We start from the raw sequence: 19,913 nt of genomic DNA on the forward strand, positions 1-19,913 counted from the left end.
CCGCGTTGACCGTTTCTTTCGAATGCCCATCGCAACCTCCTCATCGAGTGTTGCGACGACCAATTGAATCCGCCGGTCGTTCCGGCTGGACCTGTGGTACCTGCCGCCTGCATTTTTTTCTGCAGGCGGGCCGCAGGCCTCAGCCGAGGCCCGGCCTTCCCTGCGCCCTCTATTTGCAGAGGGCGGGTGAATGGACAAGGCTCGGGCGCGGGATGCGTCGCGAGAACGATTTCGTGCGGCGCGGGTGCAGGATCTGTCGTATTGCAGCACAAGAGACAGCGAGCAGACGAGACTTGGGGCAAGTCGGACTGCATGCCTTCTCAGCTAGTTCAACACCCGCTTGCCCTCGGGGCTGTCGAGCGAGAAGGCCGGCACGGCGATGTCGAAGTGCTCGCCGCTCTCGCTCTCCATTTGATACGAGCCGGCCATGAAGCCGGACGCGGTGGTGAGCGGGACACCGGAGGTGTATTCGAAGCGCTCGCCCGGCGCGAGCACCGGCTGCTCGCCGACCACGCCCTCGCCGCGGACCTCCTGCTGCCGGCCGATCCCATCGGTGATGATCCAGTGCCGGCTGCGCAGCCGCACCGTCTCCTCCCCGCTGTTGGTGATGACGACGGTATAGGACCAGAACCAGCGGCCATCGGCCACCGACGACTTCTCAGGCAGGAAGTTCGGTTCGACGGTCACTTCGATGTGGCGAGTCACGGCGCGATACATGGTGGCATTGTAGCGGAAACCCGCGCCGGAACCAATCGCGACGCCATCGTGCTTTCAACACAGTTCCGCATTATGGCACAAGAATCGCGGACTTTGTCGGCCGTACGCGCGATCCGTTCCTTGGACTCGGATCGGGCGCGGCAGGCAGCACCCTGGCGGCGATCGACCTGTCCTGCGCCGTGCGATCGCCCACCAGCCGTCCGCCAAGGTCGAAAAACTGGGCACGGCCCAGCTGATAAGTCCTTCATCGCTTGCGTAAAAACTGCGCAGCCCTACATTTCCCCTGCCGGGCCTCGAAGGCTGGCAGCCTTGACGCGGTGCCTGATGACGTCGATTGTCGATCGCCCTGCCGGACCGTCCGCCCCCGCCGCCAGCGCCGCACCCGCGCCGGCTGCGGAGACTGCCGCCGCGGCGAGCGCGGCTGCATCTGCATCTGCATCTGCATCTGCATCTGCATCTGCATCTGCATCTGCATCTGCATCTGCCGTCGCGGCCGCGCCGGCCGTCACCGCTGCACCCGCCACCACCGCTGCGCCTGCGATCACCTTCCCGGCGGTCGGCGAGCGCGAGCTGCGGCTCGACCTGTTTCGCGGGCTGGCGCTATGGCTGATCTTCATCGACCATCTGCCGCCGAACCTGCTGACCTGGTTCACGATCCGCAACTACGGCTTCTCCGACGCCACCGAGATCTTCATCTTCATCTCCGGCTACACGGCGGCATTCGTCTATGGCCGGGCGATGCAGGATGCCGGCTTCATCGTCGCCACCGCGCGCATCCTGCGCCGCGTCTGGCAGATCTACGTCGCCCACGTCTTCCTGTTCACGATCTTCCTTGCCGAGATCTCCTACGTCGCGACCAGCTTCGAGAACCCGCTCTACACCGAAGAGATGGGGATCATGGACTTTCTCAAGCAGCCGGACGTGACGATCGTGCAGGCGCTGATCCTGCGCTTCCGCCCCGTCAACATGGACGTGCTGCCGCTCTACATCGTGCTGATGCTGTTCCTGCCGCTGATCCTGTGGCTGATGCGCTGGCGTCCTGACGTCACGCTCGGGCTCTCGGTCGTTCTCTACGCACTCACCTGGGAGCTCGATCTCTATCTGACGGCCTATCCGAACGGCTTCTGGGCGTTCAACCCGTTCGCCTGGCAGCTCCTGTTCGTGTTCGGGGCCTGGTGCGCGCTCGGGGGCGCCCAGCGCATGTCGCGCATCATCAACTCACCGATCACGCTCGGGCTCTGCGTCGCCTATCTGGTCGCGGCCTTCTGCGTGACCCTGACCTGGTACATTCCGCAGCTCGGCCATCTGATGCCGCGCCGAATCGAGCAGTGGATGTATCCGATCGACAAGACCGACCTTGACGTGTTGCGTTTCGCGCATTTTCTCGCACTCGCAGCACTCACCGTGCACTATTTGCGCAAGGATTGGCCGCTCTTGAAGTCGCCGTGGCTGCGTCCGCTGATTGTTTGTGGGCAACACTCGCTCGAGATCTTCTGTCTTGGCGTGTTTCTGGCGTTTGCGGGCCACTTCGTCCTTGCCGAAGTGTCCGGCGGCGCCATGATGCACGCGGTGATCAGCCTTTGCGGCATCCTCATCATGTGGGGGGTGGCGTCGTTGATTTCGTGGTACAAGCGTGAGGCCGATAAGGGGGCCGCGCGAAAAGGTGCGCGCAGCAACGCCGATCTGGCGGGAGGGGGCTGATGAAGTCCGTCTCGTGGTTAAGGTTGGGTATCGCAGCGCTGGCTGTTTCGCTGGCGGCCTCCGCGCGCGCGGAAGACGCGCCGCAGAACTGCGAGGTGCCGGCCTACCTGCTGACAACCGAGAGCCCGCTCCCGAAGGTTGCAGACGCCGCCAAGAATGGCCGCACGCTGGATATTCTCGTCGTCGGAAGCCGCTCATCCTCCATTGTCAGCACCTCCGACGCAAATGCCTACCCCGCCCGTCTGCAGGCGGCGCTGAAGGACAAGCTGCCGGCCGTCACCGTCAATCTCAGCGTCGAGCTGCAGCCCAAGAAGACGGCCGAGGAGGTCGCGGGCAATCTCGTTAAACTGGTGGAAGGAAAACGGCCTAATTTGGTCATCTGGCAGACCGGCACGGTCGACGCCATGCGGTCGATCGATCCTGATGAGTTCCGGCAGGCGGTCGACGACGGTGTGGCGACGCTGCAGAAGGCGGGAGCTGACGTCGTCTTGATGAACCTGCAATACAGTCCGCGGACGGAAACATTGATCTCCGTGCCGCCCTATGTCGACAACATGCGTGTGGTGGCGCAGCAGCGCGACATCCCGCTGTTCGATCGGTTTGCCATCATGCGGCAGTGGAACGAGCAGGGCGATTTCGACCTGTTCAATCCGACGCACGGGGTCGAGCTGGCCAGGCAGGTTCATGACTGCATCGGCCGGGCGCTGTCGAAGTTCATCATCGACGCGGCGCATATCGGGCCGGCGCAGCAGAACTAGGATTATGTCGTTCATGACGTCGAATGAGTGTCACCGCGTATCCGGGACATGGGAGAAGCTTTCGGCCGTTGCGGTCATTGCCATCGCCCTCGCGCTGAGCCCGCAGAAGGTACGGGCGCAGAGCGCAGCGCCGGCTGCACCCGCCGCGCTTTCCGATGTGAAGAGCTCCGGTCCGAGGCCTCCGTTGATCAGCGAGCTGCGACCGAGCATCGGTCACATCACATTGGCGCAGGCGAACGATCAGATGCGCGGGCCGATCGCCGCGGTGCGCCCGGCGGCCACGACCTCGCCGCCCGCGGCGACGACCGCGCCGGCCATGACCGATGCACAGCCGCCGGCTGCAGCCGGGCAGGCCGTCGCGGCCACGCCGCCGCAATCGCGCAGCATCACCGAGCGGGCGATCGACAAGGTCAAGCAGGTCGCCAAATCGGCCACCGACATCTTCAACCGCGTGCCGTGCCTGCCGCCGAAGGGTGTCGCCAAGAAGAACTTCATTTCGCTGCCGCACGTCGCCAACAAGCTCGCCTCCGGCCTGCCGGTCGTGATCGTCGCCTTCGGCTCATCGTCGACGCAGGGCTTTGGCGCGAGCGCGCCGGACTACACCTATCCGAACCGGCTCGCCGCGCAGTTGCGCCGGCAATATCCCATGGTCGACATCAGCGTCATCAATGCCGGCGTCGGCGGCGAGGATGCGCCGGAGATGATGAAGCGACTGGAGACGTCGGTGATCGACCGGCGTCCGGATCTCGTGATCTGGCAGGTCGGCACCAATGCCGTGCTGCGCGATCTCGATCCGGCCGAGACCGCCAGGCTGGTCGAGGACGGCGTCGCCAAGATCCAGGCGGCGGCCTCCGATGTCGTGCTGGTCGACCTGCAATATTCGCCGCGCGTCAACGAGCGCTCGGAGAACGCCAGCCGCATGAACAGGCTGCTCGGGCGTATTGCCGAGCTGCATCACGCCGGCATCTTCCCGCGCTTCGAGGTGATGCGCGACTGGCACGAGCGCCAGGCGATCCCGATCAACGAGTTCGTGATCTCGGACGGCCTGCACATGAGCGATTGGGGCTATGCCTGCTTCGCTCAGTTGCTCGGCGACGACATCATCCGCTCGGTCGGCCAGGTCAAGCTCGGCATCAACGCACCGGCCGAGGTGCCGACCTATCGGCCGATGTGATCGAGCGCGAGTGGGAAACAGCGAGTAGCGAATAGGGAAAGAGATCCTACTACTCGCTACTCTCTATTCGCCATTCGCTACGCCGCGCTGAGGGCGGCGTCGAGATCCTCGATCAGATCGTCGGCATGCTCGAGTCCGGCGGAGAAGCGGATGAAGCCCTCGCTGATGCCGAGCTCGGCGCGCGCCTCCGGCGTCAGCCGCTGATGCGTCGTCGTCGCCGGGTGCGTGACCAGCGTCTTGGCGTCGCCGAGATTGTTGGAGATGCGCGCGAGCTTCAGGCCGTTGAGCGTACGGAACGCAGCCGCCTTGCCGCCCTTGACCTCGAAGCCGACCAGGGTCGAGCCGGCGCGCATCTGCTTGCGGACGGTTGCCGCCTGCGGATGGTCCTCGCGGCCCGGATAGATCAGCCGCGAGATCTTCCGATGCGCGGCGAGGAAGTCAGCCACTTTCGCCGCCGTCTCGGTCTGCGCGCGCACGCGCACCGCCAGGGTCTCCAGGCCCTTGAGCAGAACCCAGGCGTTGAACGGCGAGATCGACGGGCCGGTCTGGCGCATGAAATTGTGGATGTGCTCGGCGATGAACGCCTCCGACGACAGGATCACACCGCCGAGGCAGCGGCCTTGGCCGTCGATGTGCTTGGTCGCGGAATACACCACGACGTCAGCGCCGAGCGCGAGCGGGCTCTGCCAGATCGGGGTGGCGAACACGTTGTCGACGATCAGCCGCGCGCCATGGGCGTGCGCGATCTCGGCGATGGCGGGGATGTCCATCACGTCGAGCGTCGGATTGGTCGGGCTCTCCAGGAAGAACGACTTGGTGTTGGGTCTGACCGCCTTCTGCCACTGGGCGAGGTCGAGCCCATCGACCAGGGTCGACTCGATGCCGTAGCGCGGCAAGAGATCCTCGACCACGTAGCGGCACGAGCCGAACAGCGCCTTGGCCGCGACGACGTGGTCGCCGGCACGGAGGGGAGCCAGGATTGCCGTGGTGACCGCGGCCATTCCGGTTGCGGCCGAGCGGCAGGCCTCGGCGCCCTCGAGCTCGATCATGCGGCGCTCGAACATCGCCGTGGTGGGATTGGAGAAGCGCGAATAGATGAAGCCGGGATCCTCGCCCTTGAAGCGCGCCTCGCATTCCTCGGCGGTGGCGTAGACGAACCCTTGGGTGAGATAGAGCGCCTCGGCGGTCTCGCCGAATTCGGAGCGCAAGGTGCCGGAATGCACCAGCCTCGTTTCGGGACGATAGTGGGCGAACGACGCCGGCGCCTTCGCGGGGGACTTCGACATGTGACCTCCATCGTGGCCACCGCCTCGGGCGATGGGCACAAAAAAACCGGCCTGGGAAAACTCCTCACGGCCGGGATCACAATCGTCCCCGGCCTGTTTAGCGACTTATTTAACGTGGCTGCAAGCCGGCCGGCTCAAATCACCACGGGATAAGTCGTGCTCATAGTCGTAACCGGCCTTTCCGTCAAGCCAGCCATCGGATAACCGGTCAAAAGACCCTATATTGGCTCAATAAGCCGCCGTTCCGGCGCCTGCAAAGGATCAGGTCTTGCCGTTTTCGCTCAGCCCCGACGCCCACGGCATCCTCCCCGATCGCATGATCGTGGCGATGACGGAGGCTGGCCTGATCATCCCCGAATATGATTTCGTCGAGAGCCAGATCCAGCCGGCGAGCCTCGATCTGCGGCTCGGCGACATCGCCTATCGCGTGCGTGCGAGCTTCCTGCCCGGGCCGGGCGCGACGGTCGCCGAGCGCATCGACGAGCTCAAGCTGCACGAATTCGCACTTGCCGACGGCGCGGTGCTGGAGACCAACTGCGTCTACATCGTGCCGCTGTTGGAGAGCCTGGCGCTGCCCAAGGACATCGTCGCGGCCGCCAATCCGAAAAGCTCGACCGGGCGGCTCGACGTGTTCACCCGCGTGATCGCCGACGGCACGCGACGCTTCGACATGATCGGCGCGGGCTATCACGGCCCGCTCTATGCCGAGATCAGCCCGAAGACGTTCCCGGTCCTGCTGCGCGAGGGCTCGCGCCTGTCCCAGGTTCGCTTCCGCTATCGCGACGCGGTCCTGTCGGAGGACGAACTGATCGCGCTGCACCAGGCCGAGCGACTGGTGGATCGCGACGATGCCGATCTCACCGGCGGCGTCGCGCTTTCCGTCGACCTGTCCGGCAGCAATGCGAACGGATATGTGGGCTATCGCGCCAAGCGCCACACCGGCGTCGTCGACGTCGACCGCCGCGCCGGCTATCCGGTCGAGGAGTTCTGGGAGCCGATCAAGGCACGTCCCGACGGCAGCCTCATTCTCGATCCCGGCGAGTTCTACATCCTGGCCTCCAAGGAGGCCGTGCAGGTGCCGCCGGACTACGCCGCGGAGATGGTGCCGTTCGATCCGCTGGTCGGCGAATTCCGCGTCCACTATGCCGGCTTCTTCGATCCCGGCTTCGGCTATGCCGGCGCCGGCGGGCAGGGCTCGCGCGCGGTGCTCGAGGTGCGCTCGCGCGAGGTGCCGTTCATCCTCGAGCACGGCCAGATCGTCGGCCGTCTCGTCTACGAGAAGATGCTGGCGCGGCCGAATGCGATGTATGGCAGCCGCATCGGCTCCAACTACCAGGCCCAGGGCCTGAAGCTCTCCAAGCATTTCCGTCTCTGAGCGCGGCTGCGTCTGCCGCGCACCCCCAATGCGCCTGCCGCACAGGGCGCGCGCCAGCGCCGTGCTAGGAAAGCGAGAGCAATCGAACGATAAGACGGCCGCGGCCTGCGCGGCCGAGCGGGGAGCTGAAATGTCCGAGATCGGCCTGGCCGACAATCCGGTCGGCGAGGGGCGTGAATTGCCGCCCCCCGAGAAGCCGATCCGGAACAAGCTCGTCGACGGACCCATCCTGCGCACCCTGCTGTCGCTGGCCTGGCCCAACATCATCGCGAACACGGCCGGCACCTGCGTCGTCATCGCCGAGACCTCCTATATCGGCCGGCTCGGTATCGAGGCGCTGGCGGCGATGGCGCTGGTGTTTCCGCTGGTGATCCTGACCATGACGATGTCCGGCGGCGCGATGGGCGGCGGCGTGGCCTCGGCGATCGCGCGCGCGCTCGGCGCCGGCGACGCCGAGCGGGCCTCGACGCTCGCCACGCACGCGCTGCTGATCGCGCTATTGTTCGGCGCGACCTTCATGATCGGCATGCTGGCGTTCGGCCCTGCCTTGCTGGAGGTGCTCGGCGGCCGCGGCGCGGTGCTGAGCCATGCCACGGCCTATCTGCAGATCTTCTTCGGCGGCGCGATCCTGCCCTGGCTGATGAACTCGATGGCTGGCATCCTGCGCGGCACCGGCAACATGAAGCTGCCGTCGTTCATGATCCTCAGCTCGGCGCTGCTGCAGATCGTATTGGGCGGCACGCTCAGCCTGGTCCTCGGGCTCGGCATGCGCGGCGTCGCCGCCGGCGCGCTGCTGGCGTTCTGCGTCAGCATCTCGGTGATGGGCTGGTACCTGTTCTCCGGCCGCGCGCGCGTGCGGCCGAAGCTGCGGGGCCTGAAGATCAGCGGCGCGATGTTCGCCGACATTCTCAAGGTCGGCGCCGTCGCCTGCTTCTCGCCGCTGCAATCCGTGCTGTCGATCGCGATCTTCACGCATATGCTGGCGTCGTTCGGCACCGCCGTGCTCGCCGGCTACGGCATCGGCGCGCGGCTCGAGTTCATGATGACCACGGTCGCATTCTCCGTCGGCATGGCCTCGGTGCCGATGGTCGGCATGGCGATCGGTGCGGAGAGAATCGCGCGCGCCCGCCGCATCGCCTGGACGGCGGGACTGGTGTCGTTCGCGTCGGTGGGCGCGCTGTCGACGCTGATCGCGATCGTCCCGCAATTGTGGGTCGACATCTTCACCCAGGACGAGAGCGCGCGCAGCGCGGGCCGGCACTATCTCCAGGTCGCGGCGCCGATGTATGCCTTCATCGGCCTGGCGATCTCGATGTATTTCTCCTCGCAGGGTGCCGCCAGGGTGCTCGGTCCGGTGCTGGCGCAGACGGTGCGGCTCGTCTTCATCGCTGCGGGTGGCAGCTATCTGTTGAGCCGTGCCGCGACCGAGGGCGACTTCTTCATGCTGGCGGCGTCCTCGATGGTCCTGCTCGGGGTGCTGACGCTCGCCAGCGTCATGCTCACCCGCTGGGGCCCGAAGCCGGCCGCAGCGCTGGAGCTGCGCCCGGCCGTGCTGACGGCCGGACGCGGCCTTGACTCGCGCGGGCCGCCGCCGGCGCGTATCGGCTGAGCCGCTATCCGCGCAGCCCGCCCAACGTGTCCTGCATCGCGCGCGCGCCGAGCTCCATCTGCTGATCGATATAGGGTGCGATCTCGTGCGGCAGCACGTCGGTGGTCCAGATCACCCGGCAGCGCTCGTCGCCTTCCGGGATGATCTGAAACGACGCACTGTGCTGGCTGATGCGTTCGTTCTTGATGGCATAGACGAGGCGCCGGCGTTGATCGTCGCAGTCGACCAGCTGCTCGCGCACCACGCTGCCGTTGGCGAAGCTGACAATGCGGACGTCGCCGTCGAGCGTGGTGCCGGTGACGAAGCCGGGCGCCACCCTGGTATGAACAGCGCCGAAATCCCGCACTGCGTCCCACACTGCACCCGCCGGGGCTGCGATCGGAATGTCCTTCTGGATGGATGCCATGGGCTTGACCTCACGGACACACGGCTTCGATGTTGTTGCCGTCGGGATCGATCAGGAAGGCGGCGTAGTAGGTCGGACTGTAGTCCGCGCGCGGCCCGGCGCCGCCATTGTCGCTGCCGCCGGCCTTCAGCCCCTCGCTGTGGAATCTGGCGACGGCCGCGTGGTCCTGGGCGCGGAACGCGATATGGGCGGCGCCCTTGCTGGCGCCCTTGTCGACATACAGCCACAGCGCCGGCTCCCCCTTCGGGCCGATGCCCGCCGACGCCTCGTCCTTGGAGCAGAGGATGTGGCCGAGCGGCGCCAGCGCCGATGTGTAGAAGCGGACGCTGGCGTCCAGATTGCCGACCTTGAGGCCGATATGATCGTACATCGATGATCTCCATGCTTCGCATGCGGCTGCCGCACGCGCTGGGATCATCCAATCAATGGCGGCTCAGATGGTCTTGGAGAATCTTGCGCTCGCCGCGGGAGACCTTGCGAAACTTCGCCGGCGACACGCCGGCAGCGCGCGCGAAGGTGCGGGTGAAATTCGACAGATCGGCAAAGCCCGAATCATAGGCGATGGTGGTGACCGGCGTGTCCTCCTCGCTGAGACGCCGCGCGGCGCGCCGCAAGCGGGAGCGGATCAGATATTGATGCGGCGTCACGCCGATCGTCGCCGCGAACAGCCGCAGGAAATGGAACGGGCTGACGCCGGCTTCGTGCGCCGCAGCCGCCAGGTCGATGTCGCGCTCCGCATTGTCGTCGATCCACAATGCGCTCTCCACCGCGCGCCGGCGATCGCGCAGGCTCGGCGTCGCCGCCCGTTCCTGCCGGCCCGTGGCGGTCGCGACGAAGCGGCTGGCGATGATCTGTCCAACCTCGTCCAGACCGAGGTCCTGCTCGCGCGCGGCGACGGCCTGCGCGAGCTCACCGAGGACCATGAGCTCCGGCAGCGGCGGCATCGCGCCAGCCCGCCAGGCCTGGCTGTCGCAGCCGATCTCGTCGATGAGCGCATCATCGAAGAAGAATGACAGGCATTCGTCGCCGCAGACGTGATCGTGCGTGCACATGAACTCATCGCCGGGATGGCCCACCAGCAGCGAGCCGGTGACCAGCTCGAAGAAGCGGCCGCGGTGCCGGCAGCCGAAGCTGCCCTTGCGCACATAGGACAGCGAGTAGCCGGCATACTGCTCGACATAGGGACGCTCGCCAGGGACCGCTGCACAGCGGAACTCGGACACGGTGACGTCGCGGCTTTCGAACAGGATGGTGGTGGTCATCCTGTAAATCTAGCGCATTGCGGCGGAAAGAGGAGGGCGTCGTGCGAGATAATATCGCGCGACGCGCGAAGGCGGGCTTACAATGCGCGCGGCCTGTCGATGGCGAGAAACGCGTCGAACAACGTCAGGCCCGCATGAGGCTTTGCGCCTTCGAGCGACAGCAGCCGACGCTTGGAGACGATGCCGCTGTTGGGCGACGGCTTGTCGAGTCCGTTGCCGATGTCACGCACGCGGTGACAGGGAACGATCAGCACGAGCGCATTCCTACTCAGCGCCTGCGCGATCGAATTCAGCGCCTTGGGAACGTGCAGTTGGTCTGCGATCGCGTCGGCGGTGCGCGTCTCGCCGCGCGGAATGGCGCGAATGCAATCATAGACGCGCTGGTTGAAGGGCGTGACGCCGTCGAGGTCGAGCGCAACGTCGGAGAAGTCGACGTCCTGCCCGCGCAGCATGGCCGCGATGCCTTCGATGGCGAGTTCAGTATTCGAACACGGGCGCTGCTCCCGTGCGTCGGGAAACTGGCGAAACAGGCGCCGCCGCGTCTCGATTTCCCGTGCTTCCGGCAATTGTACGCCGGTGATTCCGACATCGCTCCACGCAATGCCGCAACGGCCGAGGGCCGTATCAAAGATCGTATACCCACGCCCCATGACGCCACCCCAACCCCACGCCACATCATATCATCGTCACGATCGCCCGCATCAACTTTGTTTACAAAGTGTTAACAGCGCGGCGTGACCGGGGCGGGTTTGCCCTGATTTGGGTCATGGTTGTCAAGCGTTGCGTTGCGATCCCGCGTCTGCGATCTCTGTCATCGCAACGCGATCGCGGGAGGAGGCGCTGCGCGCGGGCGACGCGCGATCGGCCAAGCCGCTACGGCCGGCTCACCAATGCAGGGCCATCGCCAGCAAAATCAGGATCATGCGCGAGCCACAGTTCGAGCAGGCTCAGGAAGGTCACGGCGATCCCGATGGCGATGCTGACATGCATCGCCGACGTATGCACGAACCCGAGCAGCCAGGGCGCTGCTATCAGCCACACGCCAAGCGCGACCTTCAGCCACTCCTCCCAATCGGCAAACGCAAGAAGGCCGCCGAGCGAGAGCACGATGACGGCAGCCCCCGCCAACTCAGCGTTGATGCGGCCGACGCTGCCGACGAAGCCGAACAGCCAGGGCGCGACGGCTAGGAACAGACCGCAGCCGAGGGTGTAAAGGTCGAGCGCCGACGGACCCGACATCACGGCGAGGGCTTTCGAGGGGGCGGTCTGAGACGCGGGGCTGTGGCTTTGCATGATGTGAGCTCCCAGGACCTTCACGGCGTGGCGAAACAGGGAGAGGCGCCGCTTCCAACGGGCAAAAGCGCGATCGGCCCGATCCGTTCCGGAGCCTGCGGTTGCGGCCGATCACGATCGGGAGATCAGGCCGGTGGTAGAACTCTTGCGTCTGCCCTCCGGGGCCTTGGCGGTCTCGCGGCAACAAGCCGCTTGGCGAAACGCATGGTCTCGGCTAAGCATTGGCGAGCGCGGGCGTAGTTCAATGGTAGAACGGCAGCTTCCCAAGCTGCATACGAGGGTTCGATTCCCTTCGCCCGCTCCAATGCCGCAATGTCCTGCTGCGGTGCCCTGCAAGATCAGCTTTGTACGATAGCCGACGGCCGCGAAGCTGACGGGCGTTTTGCATAGATCGCCTCGATTTCCTTCGCAAAGCTCCGCTCGATCGCCGGACGCTTGTTCTTCAACGTCGGCGTGATCAGGCCTTCCTGCACGGTCCACGGCTCCAAGGTCCAATGCACCGCCTTCGGCGTCGCGTAGGACGGATAGGCCTTCGCGGCTCGCGCAATGTGGCGCAGCAGAGAGGCCGCTTCGGCCTCGGTGCCGCGCTGGCCGTGCGCCGCGAGCCTCGCCTGCTGCTCAGCCCAGCCGTTGGCGTTGAGCACGACGATCGCGGTCAGGAACGGCCGGTTCTCGCCGATCACGATGGCCTGCTCGAACAGCGGATCGGTCAGGATCGCGGTTTCCAGATCGGCGGGCGCAATCTTCTCGCCGGTCGAGGTGACGAGGATGTCCTTGATCCGACCGGTGATGGTGATGCGTCCGCTGTCGATGCGGGCCTGGTCGCCGGTGTGCAGCCAGCCGTCGGCTTCCCTGGTGCGCGCGGTCTCGTCCGGCCGGCGCCAATAGCCGAGCATCACGTTTGGGCCGCGCACCATCAACTCGTCATTGTCGCCGATGCGCACCTCGATGCCCGGCAGGGCGCGGCCGACGGTGCGCGGGTCGTTGTCGTCAGGCGTGTTGACGCTGACGACGGGCGATGTCTCGGTCATGCCGTAGCCCTGCAGCACCTCGAGCCCGAGCGCCAGGAACAGCCGCACCACCGGCTCGGCGATCGGGGCGCCGCCGCTGACGGCGACGTGCAGCCGTCCGCCGAATCGAGCCAGTACCTTGGCGGCGACCAGGCGTTGCAGCAGCGGCCACGCGATACGGTCGAACGCCGAGAGTCTCGTCCCGCGCCCATGCTGCGCATCGAAGCGACGGCCGCCGATCGCGATGGTCAGGTCGAGCAGCACCCGTTCCAGCGGGTTTGCGATCGCGCGGTGATGCATGATGACCGAATAGATGCGCTCATAGATGCGCGGCACGGAGATCAGGATGGTCGGACGGACCTCCACCAGATCTTCGGACAGCTGCTTCACCGAGCGCGCATAGGCGACGCAGGCGCCGATGGCGATCGGGTAGTAGTAGCCCGCGGTGCGCTCGAACGTGTGTGACAGCGGCAGGAACGACAGGAATACGTCGTCGGTATCGGCCGCCAGCCGCTGATGAATGGCCTTGAGGTTGGAAACGACGTTGTCGTGCGACAGCATCACACCCTTGGGCCGGCCCGTCGTGCCCGAGGTGTAGACGATGGCGGCGAGGTCGTGCGGCGCGATGGCGATCCGGGTGCCGGGAGGCGTGGCATCGCCGGGCGCCTTCAACCACGCCTCCAGATCGACGAGGCGCGGATCGCCGGTCGGCGGGGTCGTTTGCCGGTCGGCGCAGACGATCCGTCCCAGGTCGGGCAGGGCCTCGCCGACCGCTGCGATCTCATCCCAGCGTGTGTCCGAATCGACCAGCAGCAGCCGGGCACCGGAATCGGCGAGGATGTAGGCGATGCTGTCGGCATTATCGACGGCATGCATCGGCACCGGCACCAGGCCGAGCGAGAGCGCGGCCTGGTCAATGGCGAGATGCGCGATCCCGTTCGGCATCAGGATGGCGACACGCTCCCCCTGGGCGAAGCCCTCGGCCGCGAGCGCTCGCCGCCATCGCTCGACGACGAGATCGATCTCGCGCCAGCAGAAGCTCGCCCATCGGCCGCTTCCTGCGTCGAAATGTCGGTAGGCCTGCTTGTCCGGGCTCCGTTCGACGCGCCAGCGCCAGAGTTCGGGCAAGGTGGTGATACCGGCCAGCGTGTCGGCCGCCATGGCGTGATCATCGATGGGATTTGAGTGTTGCACGCCCGTCTCCGGCGATCCTGAACTCCGTCGCGAAGCAGAAGCTCTGCAGCGGCGGACCGGGTCCGACGTTGACGTAGCGCAATCACCACGAGACAGATCGTGCGTCTGCGCATGGGAGCCCGGCAATCGCGGCAGGCCGACCCTGCTGTGGGAGGTCGGGCGGATCGGGGCGTCCGTCAGGCGCCCTGCGGGACCTTGTCGAGAAACCCGGTGACGCGCCGGATGCGGCCGTCGGCCAGCTCGACGAAATCCGTGCCCAGGATCGGGGCTTCCGCATTCTCGGGGCCGAGCTCCCAGGAAAAGCGGAGATGATGACCGTGGCCGTCCGCGGAGCCGATCAGGCGAAAGCGGAAGTCGGGAAAGCGCTGCTGCACGCCCGCGACCAGGCCGTCCACGGCATCGCGTCCTTCGCCGCGCATCAGCGGGTCGACATAGACGCATCCGCGGTCCAGTGACGTGCGAGCAATGCGCCGCGCTGCGCGGCATCGCGTTCGTTCCACAGCGCGATGTAGCTCTCGGCGATCTCGGTCGGGTTGGTCATTGGTGCTCTCCATGTTGTGAACGATGAGGAGCCCATCATCGCGCCCGGCGCGCAGCGAATCGATTACGTCGAACGTCATCTCATCCGGAATGACAGAACTGTAAGTTGCCGCCCGTTTGCGCGAGGGCTACGCCACGCGCAGAGGCGGTGCGGGGAATGCGTCTCATGATGTCCGACACTTGGAAGTGGATTGCCGTCGCAATCTGTCTTGTGCTGTTCACGGCGGATACCGTGCTCAAGCCGCAGGACAAGCCCAATCGCATGGTGTTCTTCGAGCTGCATCGCGGCGAGAGCCCGACGATGATCGGCATGATGCGCGACGACCTCGTCAAGCTGCCGGGACGCGGCGCCAGCCGCATCCGCGATGCGCTCGCGCGCGGCGAGACGTTAACGGTCTGGCAATATGAATTAAGAAAGATTGAAGACGGCAGCTATCAGGAGGTGCCGGAGCGGCAGATCCAGCTCGGCGCCGCCGATGCGCCGCTCGTCACCTTTGGTGCACGGATTCGGCTGCCCGATAATTAGTTCGGTCCAGACGGCGAAAGCATCGGGAGGCAGATCGTCTCCCCGGCTGCCAGCGCGATATCGGCCCGACCTCGCTCCATCTCCCGATCCAGACGGCGCGGTGCGAGGAGAGACCCTGCCGCGCCCGCTTGCGGCGCGAGGGCTCGGCCGAACGGTCCAACCTTGTGATTGCATCCGTCGCATCTCCGGATTTCGGCCATGCCGTCGGGGCTGGCGGAAGCCCGCACCCGCGATCGTGATCGCACGAGCACCCCTGGGCCGGCGATGAGCGGGCGAGCGTCCCGCCGTCACTGGGCAGCGGGGCGCGTGTCGCGCGGAAGCTCGGCCCCGGGTTTCTCCGGAGTGTCGTTTGTGCCGCCGTGACGCCGCTGCCGCGCCGATGGGCGAATCATGCCGGGCCTCTGCCTTGCTCGTGGCGCCACCGCCATGTCCGGAACCAGCGTTGGTCCATTTTCGGTGGTAGCGACTCATTGGTGCAGCGGGCTTGCAACACTCGCGGTGAATTTGGCTTTCGCAGCTGCGCTCTCCTGGACAAAAACACGATCTCGAAACACGCTGCATTTGCGATTTGGATTTGGCTTTCGCGTTCCGGTTCTGCGGATGGGGTCGTGATTGCAAGGTCCACCGCAGTCCAAGCATCACAAGAAGCGCATCACACGAAGCGTGCCAAAGTCGGTCAGATCGGTTTTCGCCGGGTTGCACTGGGGCTCGACATGAAATTCTGGACGGGATTGCTTGCGGTCGTTCTGTTGCTGTCGGGGGTCGGCGCCAGCCAGGCCGTGGTCCGGATCGCCGATGACCGCGGTGGCCGGATCGGAACCTATGTCGACAAGTACCAGGGCCTGCGATCCTCCGGTGAGTATGTGATCATCGACGGGCTCTGCGCATCGGCCTGCACCATCGTGCTTGGGGCGATCCCGCACGAGAAGATCTGTGTCACCTCGCATGCCAATCTCGGCTTCCACGCCGCCTGGGATTTCGGCGCCAACGGCCGCGCCGTCACCAATCCCGAGGCGACCCAGATGCTGTACTCGATGTACCCTTCGCCGATCCGCCGCTGGATCACCCAGCGCGGCGGCCTGACGCCCCGGATGATCTTCCTGAAGGGCAGGGAGCTGCAGGCAATGTACAAGCCCTGCTATATGGATGCCCAGGCGTCCTCTCCGGCCTCCTCGCACGTCGTGCCCAATGCACCGACCATCTCGCCGGCTGCCGCCAAGGCCTCTGCCTCCCATTGATCACACTGAGGCACTAGTCGCTTCGGGTGATCGCGGCCCGACTGCGGCGCTTGCCTGGACCGGCTGCGGGGCTTATCTGGAGCGAGAGGGGTGGGCCGCTTGGCCGGCTCCGGCCGATGAGTACGCCATCATGCAGCCTCTTTCAGCGCCCCAAGAGATACCGTCCGCATCGCGAGCCCGGCGTCCGGCCTCTGCTCCGGCCCTCGCGGCGGGGATCGCGGCGATCGGGCTCGTCGTCGGCGCCGTGACGATGTGGGTGCAGTACGGGACCGCGGTGTTCTTCGAGACCATCGCGGCCGGCTGGCAGGCCTGCTTCTGAGAGACAGTGAAGGAGCGCGCAATGCCGTCCAATGTCACCCGTCCGCTGGTGATCGTCGGAGCCTTCGCCGCCAGCCTGGTGGTCGGGTTGTCGCTGATGTTCCTTGTCATGGGCGGCGGCCGCAACATCGCGGCGCCGGCCGCGATCGGCGGCCCGTTTCAGTTGACCGACCAGAGCGGTGCCGTCGTCACCGAGAAGAGCCTGGAAGGGCGGCCGACGCTGATCTTCTTCGGCTTTACCCATTGCCCGGACGTCTGTCCGACCTCGCTGTTCGAGATCTCCGAGGTGTTGCGGGCGATGGGCAAGGATGCCGACAGCGTCAACGCCTATTTCGTCTCGGTCGACCCCGAGCGCGACAATCCGGCCGCGATGAAGGACTACCTCTCCAGCTTCGACCCGCATCTCAAGGGCCTGACCGGCGATCCCGAGGTGCTGGCGAAGGTTCTCACCGAGTACCGGGTCTATGCCAAGAAGGTCCCGCTGAAGGACGGCGATTACACCATGGACCACACCGCTTTGGTGTATCTGATGGACCGCAACGGCCGGTTCGTCGCGCCGTTCAACCTGAAGCGGACGCCCGAGGAAGCGGCGGCGGATCTCAAGAAATACCTCTGAGCGCGTTAACGCTCCAGCCGGGCGGCCGCCTCCGGGCCGAATCCAGCCTCGAATTTGCGCATGGATGGTCTATAAGGCGCTGACCATCGGGACCGCTGATGCCGACCGTCTTGTCAAAGCCCGTGAAATCCGCGCCTGCGGCCCGCGCCGCCATTGCCGGCGCGCTGCTGTGCTTCGGCCTCGCGGCAGCCGGCTCGGAGGCGCGCGCCCAGGCGCCGGTGAGGCCCGCCGTCGAGGCGGCGCCGCAGGCCGTCCCTGGGTTCTGGGACCCGCGACGCCGGCCGGAGCGGCCCGATCTGTCGCGCCTCACGGTGATTCGGTTCCTGACCGAGACCGACTATCCTCCGTTCAACTTCACCGGTCCGGACGGCAATCCGGCCGGCTTCAACGTCGATCTTGCCAGGGCGATCTGCGACGAGATCAAGGTGACCTGCACCGTCCAGATGCGCCGGTTCGAAACCCTGCTCGACGCGCTGTCCTCCAACCGCGGCGATGCGATCATCGCCTCGATCGCGGTGACGCCGCAGATGCGGGCGCGGGCCGATTTCTCCGATCCGTATTACCGGGCGCCCGCGCGTTTCGTGTCCCGCCGCGACGCCGTCATGACCGAGATCCGCCCCGAATTTCTCGAGGGCAAGAAGATCGGCGCCGTCGCCGGCACCGCGCACGAGGCTTACCTCAAGGCGATGTTTACCGACGCCGAGATCAAGAGCTATCCGAACGACGAGGCGCTGCGGCAGGCGCTGCGCCGGGCCGAGGTCGACCTGATCTTCGGCGACGGCATTTCGCTGGCGTTCTGGGTCAATGGCACCGATTCCGGCGATTGCTGCGCCTTTTCCGGTGGACCTTTCGTCGAAAGCCGCTATTTCGGCGAGGGCGTCGGCATCGCCGTGCGCAAGGGCAACGACCTCTTGCGCCAGGCGCTGAACTGGGCGCTGTTCCGGGTCTGGGAAAAAGGCCGCTACACCGACCTGTGGCTGCGCTACTTCTCGATCAGCCCGTTCTAGCGCTTGCCGTCGTTCCGGGGCGCGTCGAAGACGCGAACCCGGAACCTCGAGATTCCGGGTTCGATGCTTCGCATCGCCCCGGAATGACAGGTATCATGACCGCTGTTTTGCACTGACGTCTTCGGAGAAGTCTTTTTCACGATGTCCACGATCGATCTCGTCCCAACCAGCCCGAGCGACCTGCGCGCGCTCGCCGAAAACTCCAACGCCTGGCCGTTCGAGCAGGCGAAGGCGATCGTCAACCGGCTGAAGAAGAATCCGAAGGATGAGGTGCTGTTCGAGACCGGCTACGGTCCGTCCGGCCTGCCGCATATCGGCACCTTCGGCGAGGTCGCGCGCACCACCATGGTGCGCCACGCCTTCCGCGTGCTGACCGAGGACAAGATCAAGACCCGCCTGATCGCCTTCTCCGACGACATGGACGGCCTGCGCAAGGTGCCGGACAATGTGCCGAACAAGGAGATGCTGGCCACCCACCTCGGCAAGCCGCTGTCGCGAATCCCCGACCCGTTCTCCAACGAATATCCCTCGTTCGCCGCGCACAACAATGCGCGGCTGCGCGCCTTCCTCGACAGGTTCGGCTTCGACTACGAGTTTGCCTCGTCGACCGAGTACTACACCTCCGGCAAGTTCGACGCGGCGCTGCTGCGGATGCTGGAGCGGCTCGAGAAGGTGATGGCGATCATGCTGCCGTCCTTGCGCGAGGAGCGCGCGGCGAGCTACTCGCCGTTCCTGCCGATCTGCCCGCGCACCGGCCTCGTGCTGTACGTGCCGATCGTCGAGCACGACGCCAAGGCCGGCACCATCTCCTATGACGATCCCGAAACCAGGGAGCGCATGACCGTTCCGGTCACCGGCGGCCATTGCAAGCTGCAATGGAAGCCGGACTGGGCGATGCGCTGGCATGCGCTGGGCGTCGACTATGAAATGGCCGGCAAGGACCTGATCGACTCGGTGAAGCTGTCGGGCAAGATCTGCGCGGCGCTCGGTGGCACGCCGCCGGAGGGCTTCAACTACGAGCTGTTCCTGGACGAGAAGGGCCAGAAGATATCGAAGTCGAAGGGCAACGGCCTGACCATCGACGAATGGCTGCGCTACGCTTCGCCGGAATCGCTGTCGCTGTTCATGTATCGCGAGCCCAAGGCGGCGAAGCGGCTGTATTTCGACGTCATCCCCCGCAACGTCGACGATTACCAGCAGTTCTTGGAAGGCTTTCCGAAGCAGGACGCCAAGCAGCAGCTCGGCAACCCGGTCTGGCACATCCATTCCGGCAAGCCGCCGAAGGCCGACATGCCCGTCACCTTCCAGCTGCTGCTGACCCTGGTGTCGTCGTCGAACGCGGAGAATGCCGAGACGCTGTGGGGGTTCATCGGCCGCTACCGGCCGGGCGTGACGCCGCAGACCCATCCCAAGCTCGACGCGATGGTCGGCTACGCCATCAACTACTATCGCGACTTCGTGGCGCCGACCAAGACCTTCCGCGAGCCGACCGAGGGTGAGCGCGTGGCGCTGCAGGACCTGCGCGATGCGCTGTCGAACCTGCCGGCTGACGCGACGGCCGAGGACATTCAGAACGTGGTCTACGAGATCGGCCGCCGCGAGCCGTTCCTCGACCACGCCAAGAAGGGCAAGGACGGCCGCCCCGGTGTCTCGCTCGACTGGTTCAACATGCTCTACCAGGTGCTGCTCGGCCAGGAGAAGGGCCCGCGCTTTGGGTCCTTCGTCGCGGTCTACGGCGTCAACAATGCGGCGGCGATGATCGACGGGGCATTGGCACGCAGCGCGTGATTGCCAAGCTCATCGCGCCACCAAAGGTGTCGTCCCGGCCTTGCGCCGGGACCCATAGCCACCGGACACAATTTGGCGGAGGGTCTCCGCCACCT

19 protein-coding genes, 1 tRNA gene, 1 pseudogene and 1 riboswitch are annotated in these 19,913 nt (G+C 65.8%); of the genes and pseudogenes, 12 read left to right on the forward strand and 9 right to left on the reverse strand.

Annotation, left to right across the window (positions count from 1 at the left end; all coding sequences use genetic code 11):
• Positions 1-324: 324 nt before the first annotated feature.
• Positions 325-717 carry a Co2+/Mg2+ efflux protein ApaG gene (apaG, locus tag ACQR1E_RS27425; protein ID WP_315717145.1) on the reverse strand — a complete coding sequence of 131 codons (393 nt, stop codon included), beginning with the start codon at positions 715-717 and terminating at the stop codon, positions 325-327.
• A 324-nt stretch (positions 718-1,041) separates the two neighbouring features.
• On the opposite strand from apaG, the gene ACQR1E_RS27430 reads away from it, so the two are divergent.
• The 3 genes from ACQR1E_RS27430 to ACQR1E_RS27440 are packed head-to-tail and all read left to right on the forward strand — an operon-like array spanning position 1,042 to position 4,350.
• A complete protein-coding gene (locus tag ACQR1E_RS27430; RefSeq protein ID WP_316195068.1) occupies positions 1,042-2,418 on the forward strand; it encodes an OpgC domain-containing protein in 1,377 nt (458 codons plus the stop codon).
• The gene (locus ACQR1E_RS27435; RefSeq protein WP_316195067.1) at positions 2,418-3,176 is read left to right on the forward strand and encodes an SGNH/GDSL hydrolase family protein; all 759 of its coding nucleotides are present in this window, start codon (positions 2,418-2,420) and stop codon (positions 3,174-3,176) included. Before ACQR1E_RS27430 ends, ACQR1E_RS27435 begins: the two co-directional genes overlap by 1 nt.
• A 13-nt stretch (positions 3,177-3,189) precedes the next feature.
• Positions 3,190-4,350: a GDSL-type esterase/lipase family protein gene (locus tag ACQR1E_RS27440; protein WP_434897817.1), complete on the forward strand. Its 1,161-nt coding sequence runs from the start codon at positions 3,190-3,192 to the stop codon at positions 4,348-4,350.
• Between the two features lie 77 nt (positions 4,351-4,427).
• On the opposite strand, the gene ACQR1E_RS27445 is transcribed toward ACQR1E_RS27440, so the two are convergent.
• On the reverse strand, positions 4,428-5,636 hold the full coding sequence (locus ACQR1E_RS27445; protein WP_315751242.1) for an O-succinylhomoserine sulfhydrylase: 1,209 nt from the start codon (positions 5,634-5,636) through the stop codon (positions 4,428-4,430).
• A gap of 76 nt (positions 5,637-5,712) precedes the next feature.
• Positions 5,713-5,792, reverse strand: a riboswitch (SAM riboswitch).
• Positions 5,793-5,904: 112 nt separating this feature from the next.
• On the opposite strand from ACQR1E_RS27445, the gene ACQR1E_RS27450 reads away from it, so the two are divergent.
• A complete protein-coding gene (locus ACQR1E_RS27450) occupies positions 5,905-7,011 on the forward strand; it encodes a 2'-deoxycytidine 5'-triphosphate deaminase (RefSeq protein WP_434897818.1) in 1,107 nt (368 codons plus the stop codon).
• A 130-nt stretch (positions 7,012-7,141) separates the two neighbouring features.
• Entirely contained in the window at positions 7,142-8,620 is a 1,479-nt protein-coding gene (locus ACQR1E_RS27455; RefSeq protein ID WP_316170709.1) for an MATE family efflux transporter, read from the forward strand.
• A gap of 4 nt (positions 8,621-8,624) precedes the next feature.
• Here ACQR1E_RS27455 and ACQR1E_RS27460 read toward each other — a convergent pair whose 3' ends face one another.
• From ACQR1E_RS27460 to ACQR1E_RS27480, 5 genes are all read right to left on the reverse strand, one after another.
• On the reverse strand, positions 8,625-9,026 hold the full coding sequence (locus tag ACQR1E_RS27460) for an SRPBCC family protein (RefSeq protein ID WP_316170710.1): 402 nt from the start codon (positions 9,024-9,026) through the stop codon (positions 8,625-8,627).
• Between the two features lie 10 nt (positions 9,027-9,036).
• On the reverse strand, positions 9,037-9,396 hold the full coding sequence (locus tag ACQR1E_RS27465; protein WP_315751247.1) for a VOC family protein: 360 nt from the start codon (positions 9,394-9,396) through the stop codon (positions 9,037-9,039).
• A 52-nt stretch (positions 9,397-9,448) separates the two neighbouring features.
• Entirely contained in the window at positions 9,449-10,288 is an 840-nt protein-coding gene (locus ACQR1E_RS27470) for a helix-turn-helix transcriptional regulator (protein ID WP_315751249.1), read from the reverse strand.
• Positions 10,289-10,365: 77 nt separating this feature from the next.
• Positions 10,366-10,938 (reverse strand): methylated-DNA--[protein]-cysteine S-methyltransferase, encoded by a 573-nt coding sequence (locus ACQR1E_RS27475; protein ID WP_316195063.1) that lies wholly within the window; start codon positions 10,936-10,938, stop codon positions 10,366-10,368.
• Positions 10,939-11,161: 223 nt separating this feature from the next.
• Positions 11,162-11,581 (reverse strand): SPW repeat protein, encoded by a 420-nt coding sequence (locus ACQR1E_RS27480; RefSeq protein WP_315827966.1) that lies wholly within the window; start codon positions 11,579-11,581, stop codon positions 11,162-11,164.
• A 230-nt stretch (positions 11,582-11,811) separates the two neighbouring features.
• Here ACQR1E_RS27480 and ACQR1E_RS27485 point away from each other — a divergent pair.
• A tRNA-Gly gene (locus tag ACQR1E_RS27485) sits at positions 11,812-11,885 on the forward strand.
• Positions 11,886-11,919: 34 nt separating this feature from the next.
• Here the strand turns inward: ACQR1E_RS27485 and ACQR1E_RS27490 are convergent.
• The gene (locus tag ACQR1E_RS27490) at positions 11,920-13,785 is read right to left on the reverse strand and encodes an AMP-dependent synthetase/ligase (RefSeq protein WP_316195061.1); all 1,866 of its coding nucleotides are present in this window, start codon (positions 13,783-13,785) and stop codon (positions 11,920-11,922) included.
• 176 nt (positions 13,786-13,961) lie between these two features.
• A pseudogene (locus ACQR1E_RS27495) lies at positions 13,962-14,326 on the reverse strand (nuclear transport factor 2 family protein).
• A gap of 165 nt (positions 14,327-14,491) precedes the next feature.
• Here ACQR1E_RS27495 and ACQR1E_RS27500 point away from each other — a divergent pair.
• From ACQR1E_RS27500 to ACQR1E_RS27525, 6 genes are all read left to right on the forward strand, one after another.
• The gene (locus ACQR1E_RS27500) at positions 14,492-14,851 is read left to right on the forward strand and encodes a hypothetical protein (RefSeq protein ID WP_315717159.1); all 360 of its coding nucleotides are present in this window, start codon (positions 14,492-14,494) and stop codon (positions 14,849-14,851) included.
• Between the two features lie 713 nt (positions 14,852-15,564).
• Entirely contained in the window at positions 15,565-16,089 is a 525-nt protein-coding gene (locus tag ACQR1E_RS27505) for a hypothetical protein (RefSeq protein WP_315751255.1), read from the forward strand.
• 130 nt (positions 16,090-16,219) lie between these two features.
• A complete protein-coding gene (locus tag ACQR1E_RS27510) occupies positions 16,220-16,408 on the forward strand; it encodes a hypothetical protein (protein ID WP_315751257.1) in 189 nt (62 codons plus the stop codon).
• Between the two features lie 21 nt (positions 16,409-16,429).
• The gene (locus ACQR1E_RS27515; RefSeq protein ID WP_315717162.1) at positions 16,430-17,023 is read left to right on the forward strand and encodes an SCO family protein; all 594 of its coding nucleotides are present in this window, start codon (positions 16,430-16,432) and stop codon (positions 17,021-17,023) included.
• Between the two features lie 98 nt (positions 17,024-17,121).
• Positions 17,122-18,030, forward strand: coding sequence for a transporter substrate-binding domain-containing protein (locus ACQR1E_RS27520; RefSeq protein ID WP_315751259.1), 909 nt, complete (start codon positions 17,122-17,124; stop codon positions 18,028-18,030).
• A 141-nt stretch (positions 18,031-18,171) separates the two neighbouring features.
• On the forward strand, positions 18,172-19,818 hold the full coding sequence (locus ACQR1E_RS27525) for a lysine--tRNA ligase (RefSeq protein ID WP_434897819.1): 1,647 nt from the start codon (positions 18,172-18,174) through the stop codon (positions 19,816-19,818).
• The last annotated feature ends 95 nt before the right edge of the window (positions 19,819-19,913 follow it).

It is taken from the genome of Bradyrhizobium sp. HKCCYLRH1030, from assembly GCF_051168395.1.
Lineage (GTDB): Bacteria > Pseudomonadota > Alphaproteobacteria > Rhizobiales > Xanthobacteraceae > Bradyrhizobium.

Coding starts and splice junctions, on each gene's coding strand:
- apaG (WP_315717145.1), bottom strand. CDS start 717: ATGTATCGCGCCGTGACTCGCCACATCGAAGTGACCGTCGAACCGAAC.
- ACQR1E_RS27430 (WP_316195068.1), top strand. CDS start 1,042: ATGACGTCGATTGTCGATCGCCCTGCCGGACCGTCCGCCCCCGCCGCC.
- ACQR1E_RS27435 (WP_316195067.1), top strand. CDS start 2,418: ATGAAGTCCGTCTCGTGGTTAAGGTTGGGTATCGCAGCGCTGGCTGTT.
- ACQR1E_RS27440 (WP_434897817.1), top strand. CDS start 3,190: ATGACGTCGAATGAGTGTCACCGCGTATCCGGGACATGGGAGAAGCTT.
- ACQR1E_RS27445 (WP_315751242.1), bottom strand. CDS start 5,636: ATGTCGAAGTCCCCCGCGAAGGCGCCGGCGTCGTTCGCCCACTATCGT.
- ACQR1E_RS27455 (WP_316170709.1), top strand. CDS start 7,142: ATGTCCGAGATCGGCCTGGCCGACAATCCGGTCGGCGAGGGGCGTGAA.
- ACQR1E_RS27460 (WP_316170710.1), bottom strand. CDS start 9,026: ATGGCATCCATCCAGAAGGACATTCCGATCGCAGCCCCGGCGGGTGCA.
- ACQR1E_RS27465 (WP_315751247.1), bottom strand. CDS start 9,396: ATGTACGATCATATCGGCCTCAAGGTCGGCAATCTGGACGCCAGCGTC.
- ACQR1E_RS27470 (WP_315751249.1), bottom strand. CDS start 10,288: ATGACCACCACCATCCTGTTCGAAAGCCGCGACGTCACCGTGTCCGAG.
- ACQR1E_RS27475 (WP_316195063.1), bottom strand. CDS start 10,938: ATGGGGCGTGGGTATACGATCTTTGATACGGCCCTCGGCCGTTGCGGC.
- ACQR1E_RS27480 (WP_315827966.1), bottom strand. CDS start 11,581: ATGCAAAGCCACAGCCCCGCGTCTCAGACCGCCCCCTCGAAAGCCCTC.
- ACQR1E_RS27500 (WP_315717159.1), top strand. CDS start 14,492: ATGATGTCCGACACTTGGAAGTGGATTGCCGTCGCAATCTGTCTTGTG.
- ACQR1E_RS27505 (WP_315751255.1), top strand. CDS start 15,565: ATGAAATTCTGGACGGGATTGCTTGCGGTCGTTCTGTTGCTGTCGGGG.
- ACQR1E_RS27510 (WP_315751257.1), top strand. CDS start 16,220: ATGCAGCCTCTTTCAGCGCCCCAAGAGATACCGTCCGCATCGCGAGCC.
- ACQR1E_RS27515 (WP_315717162.1), top strand. CDS start 16,430: ATGCCGTCCAATGTCACCCGTCCGCTGGTGATCGTCGGAGCCTTCGCC.
- ACQR1E_RS27520 (WP_315751259.1), top strand. CDS start 17,122: ATGCCGACCGTCTTGTCAAAGCCCGTGAAATCCGCGCCTGCGGCCCGC.
- ACQR1E_RS27525 (WP_434897819.1), top strand. CDS start 18,172: ATGTCCACGATCGATCTCGTCCCAACCAGCCCGAGCGACCTGCGCGCG.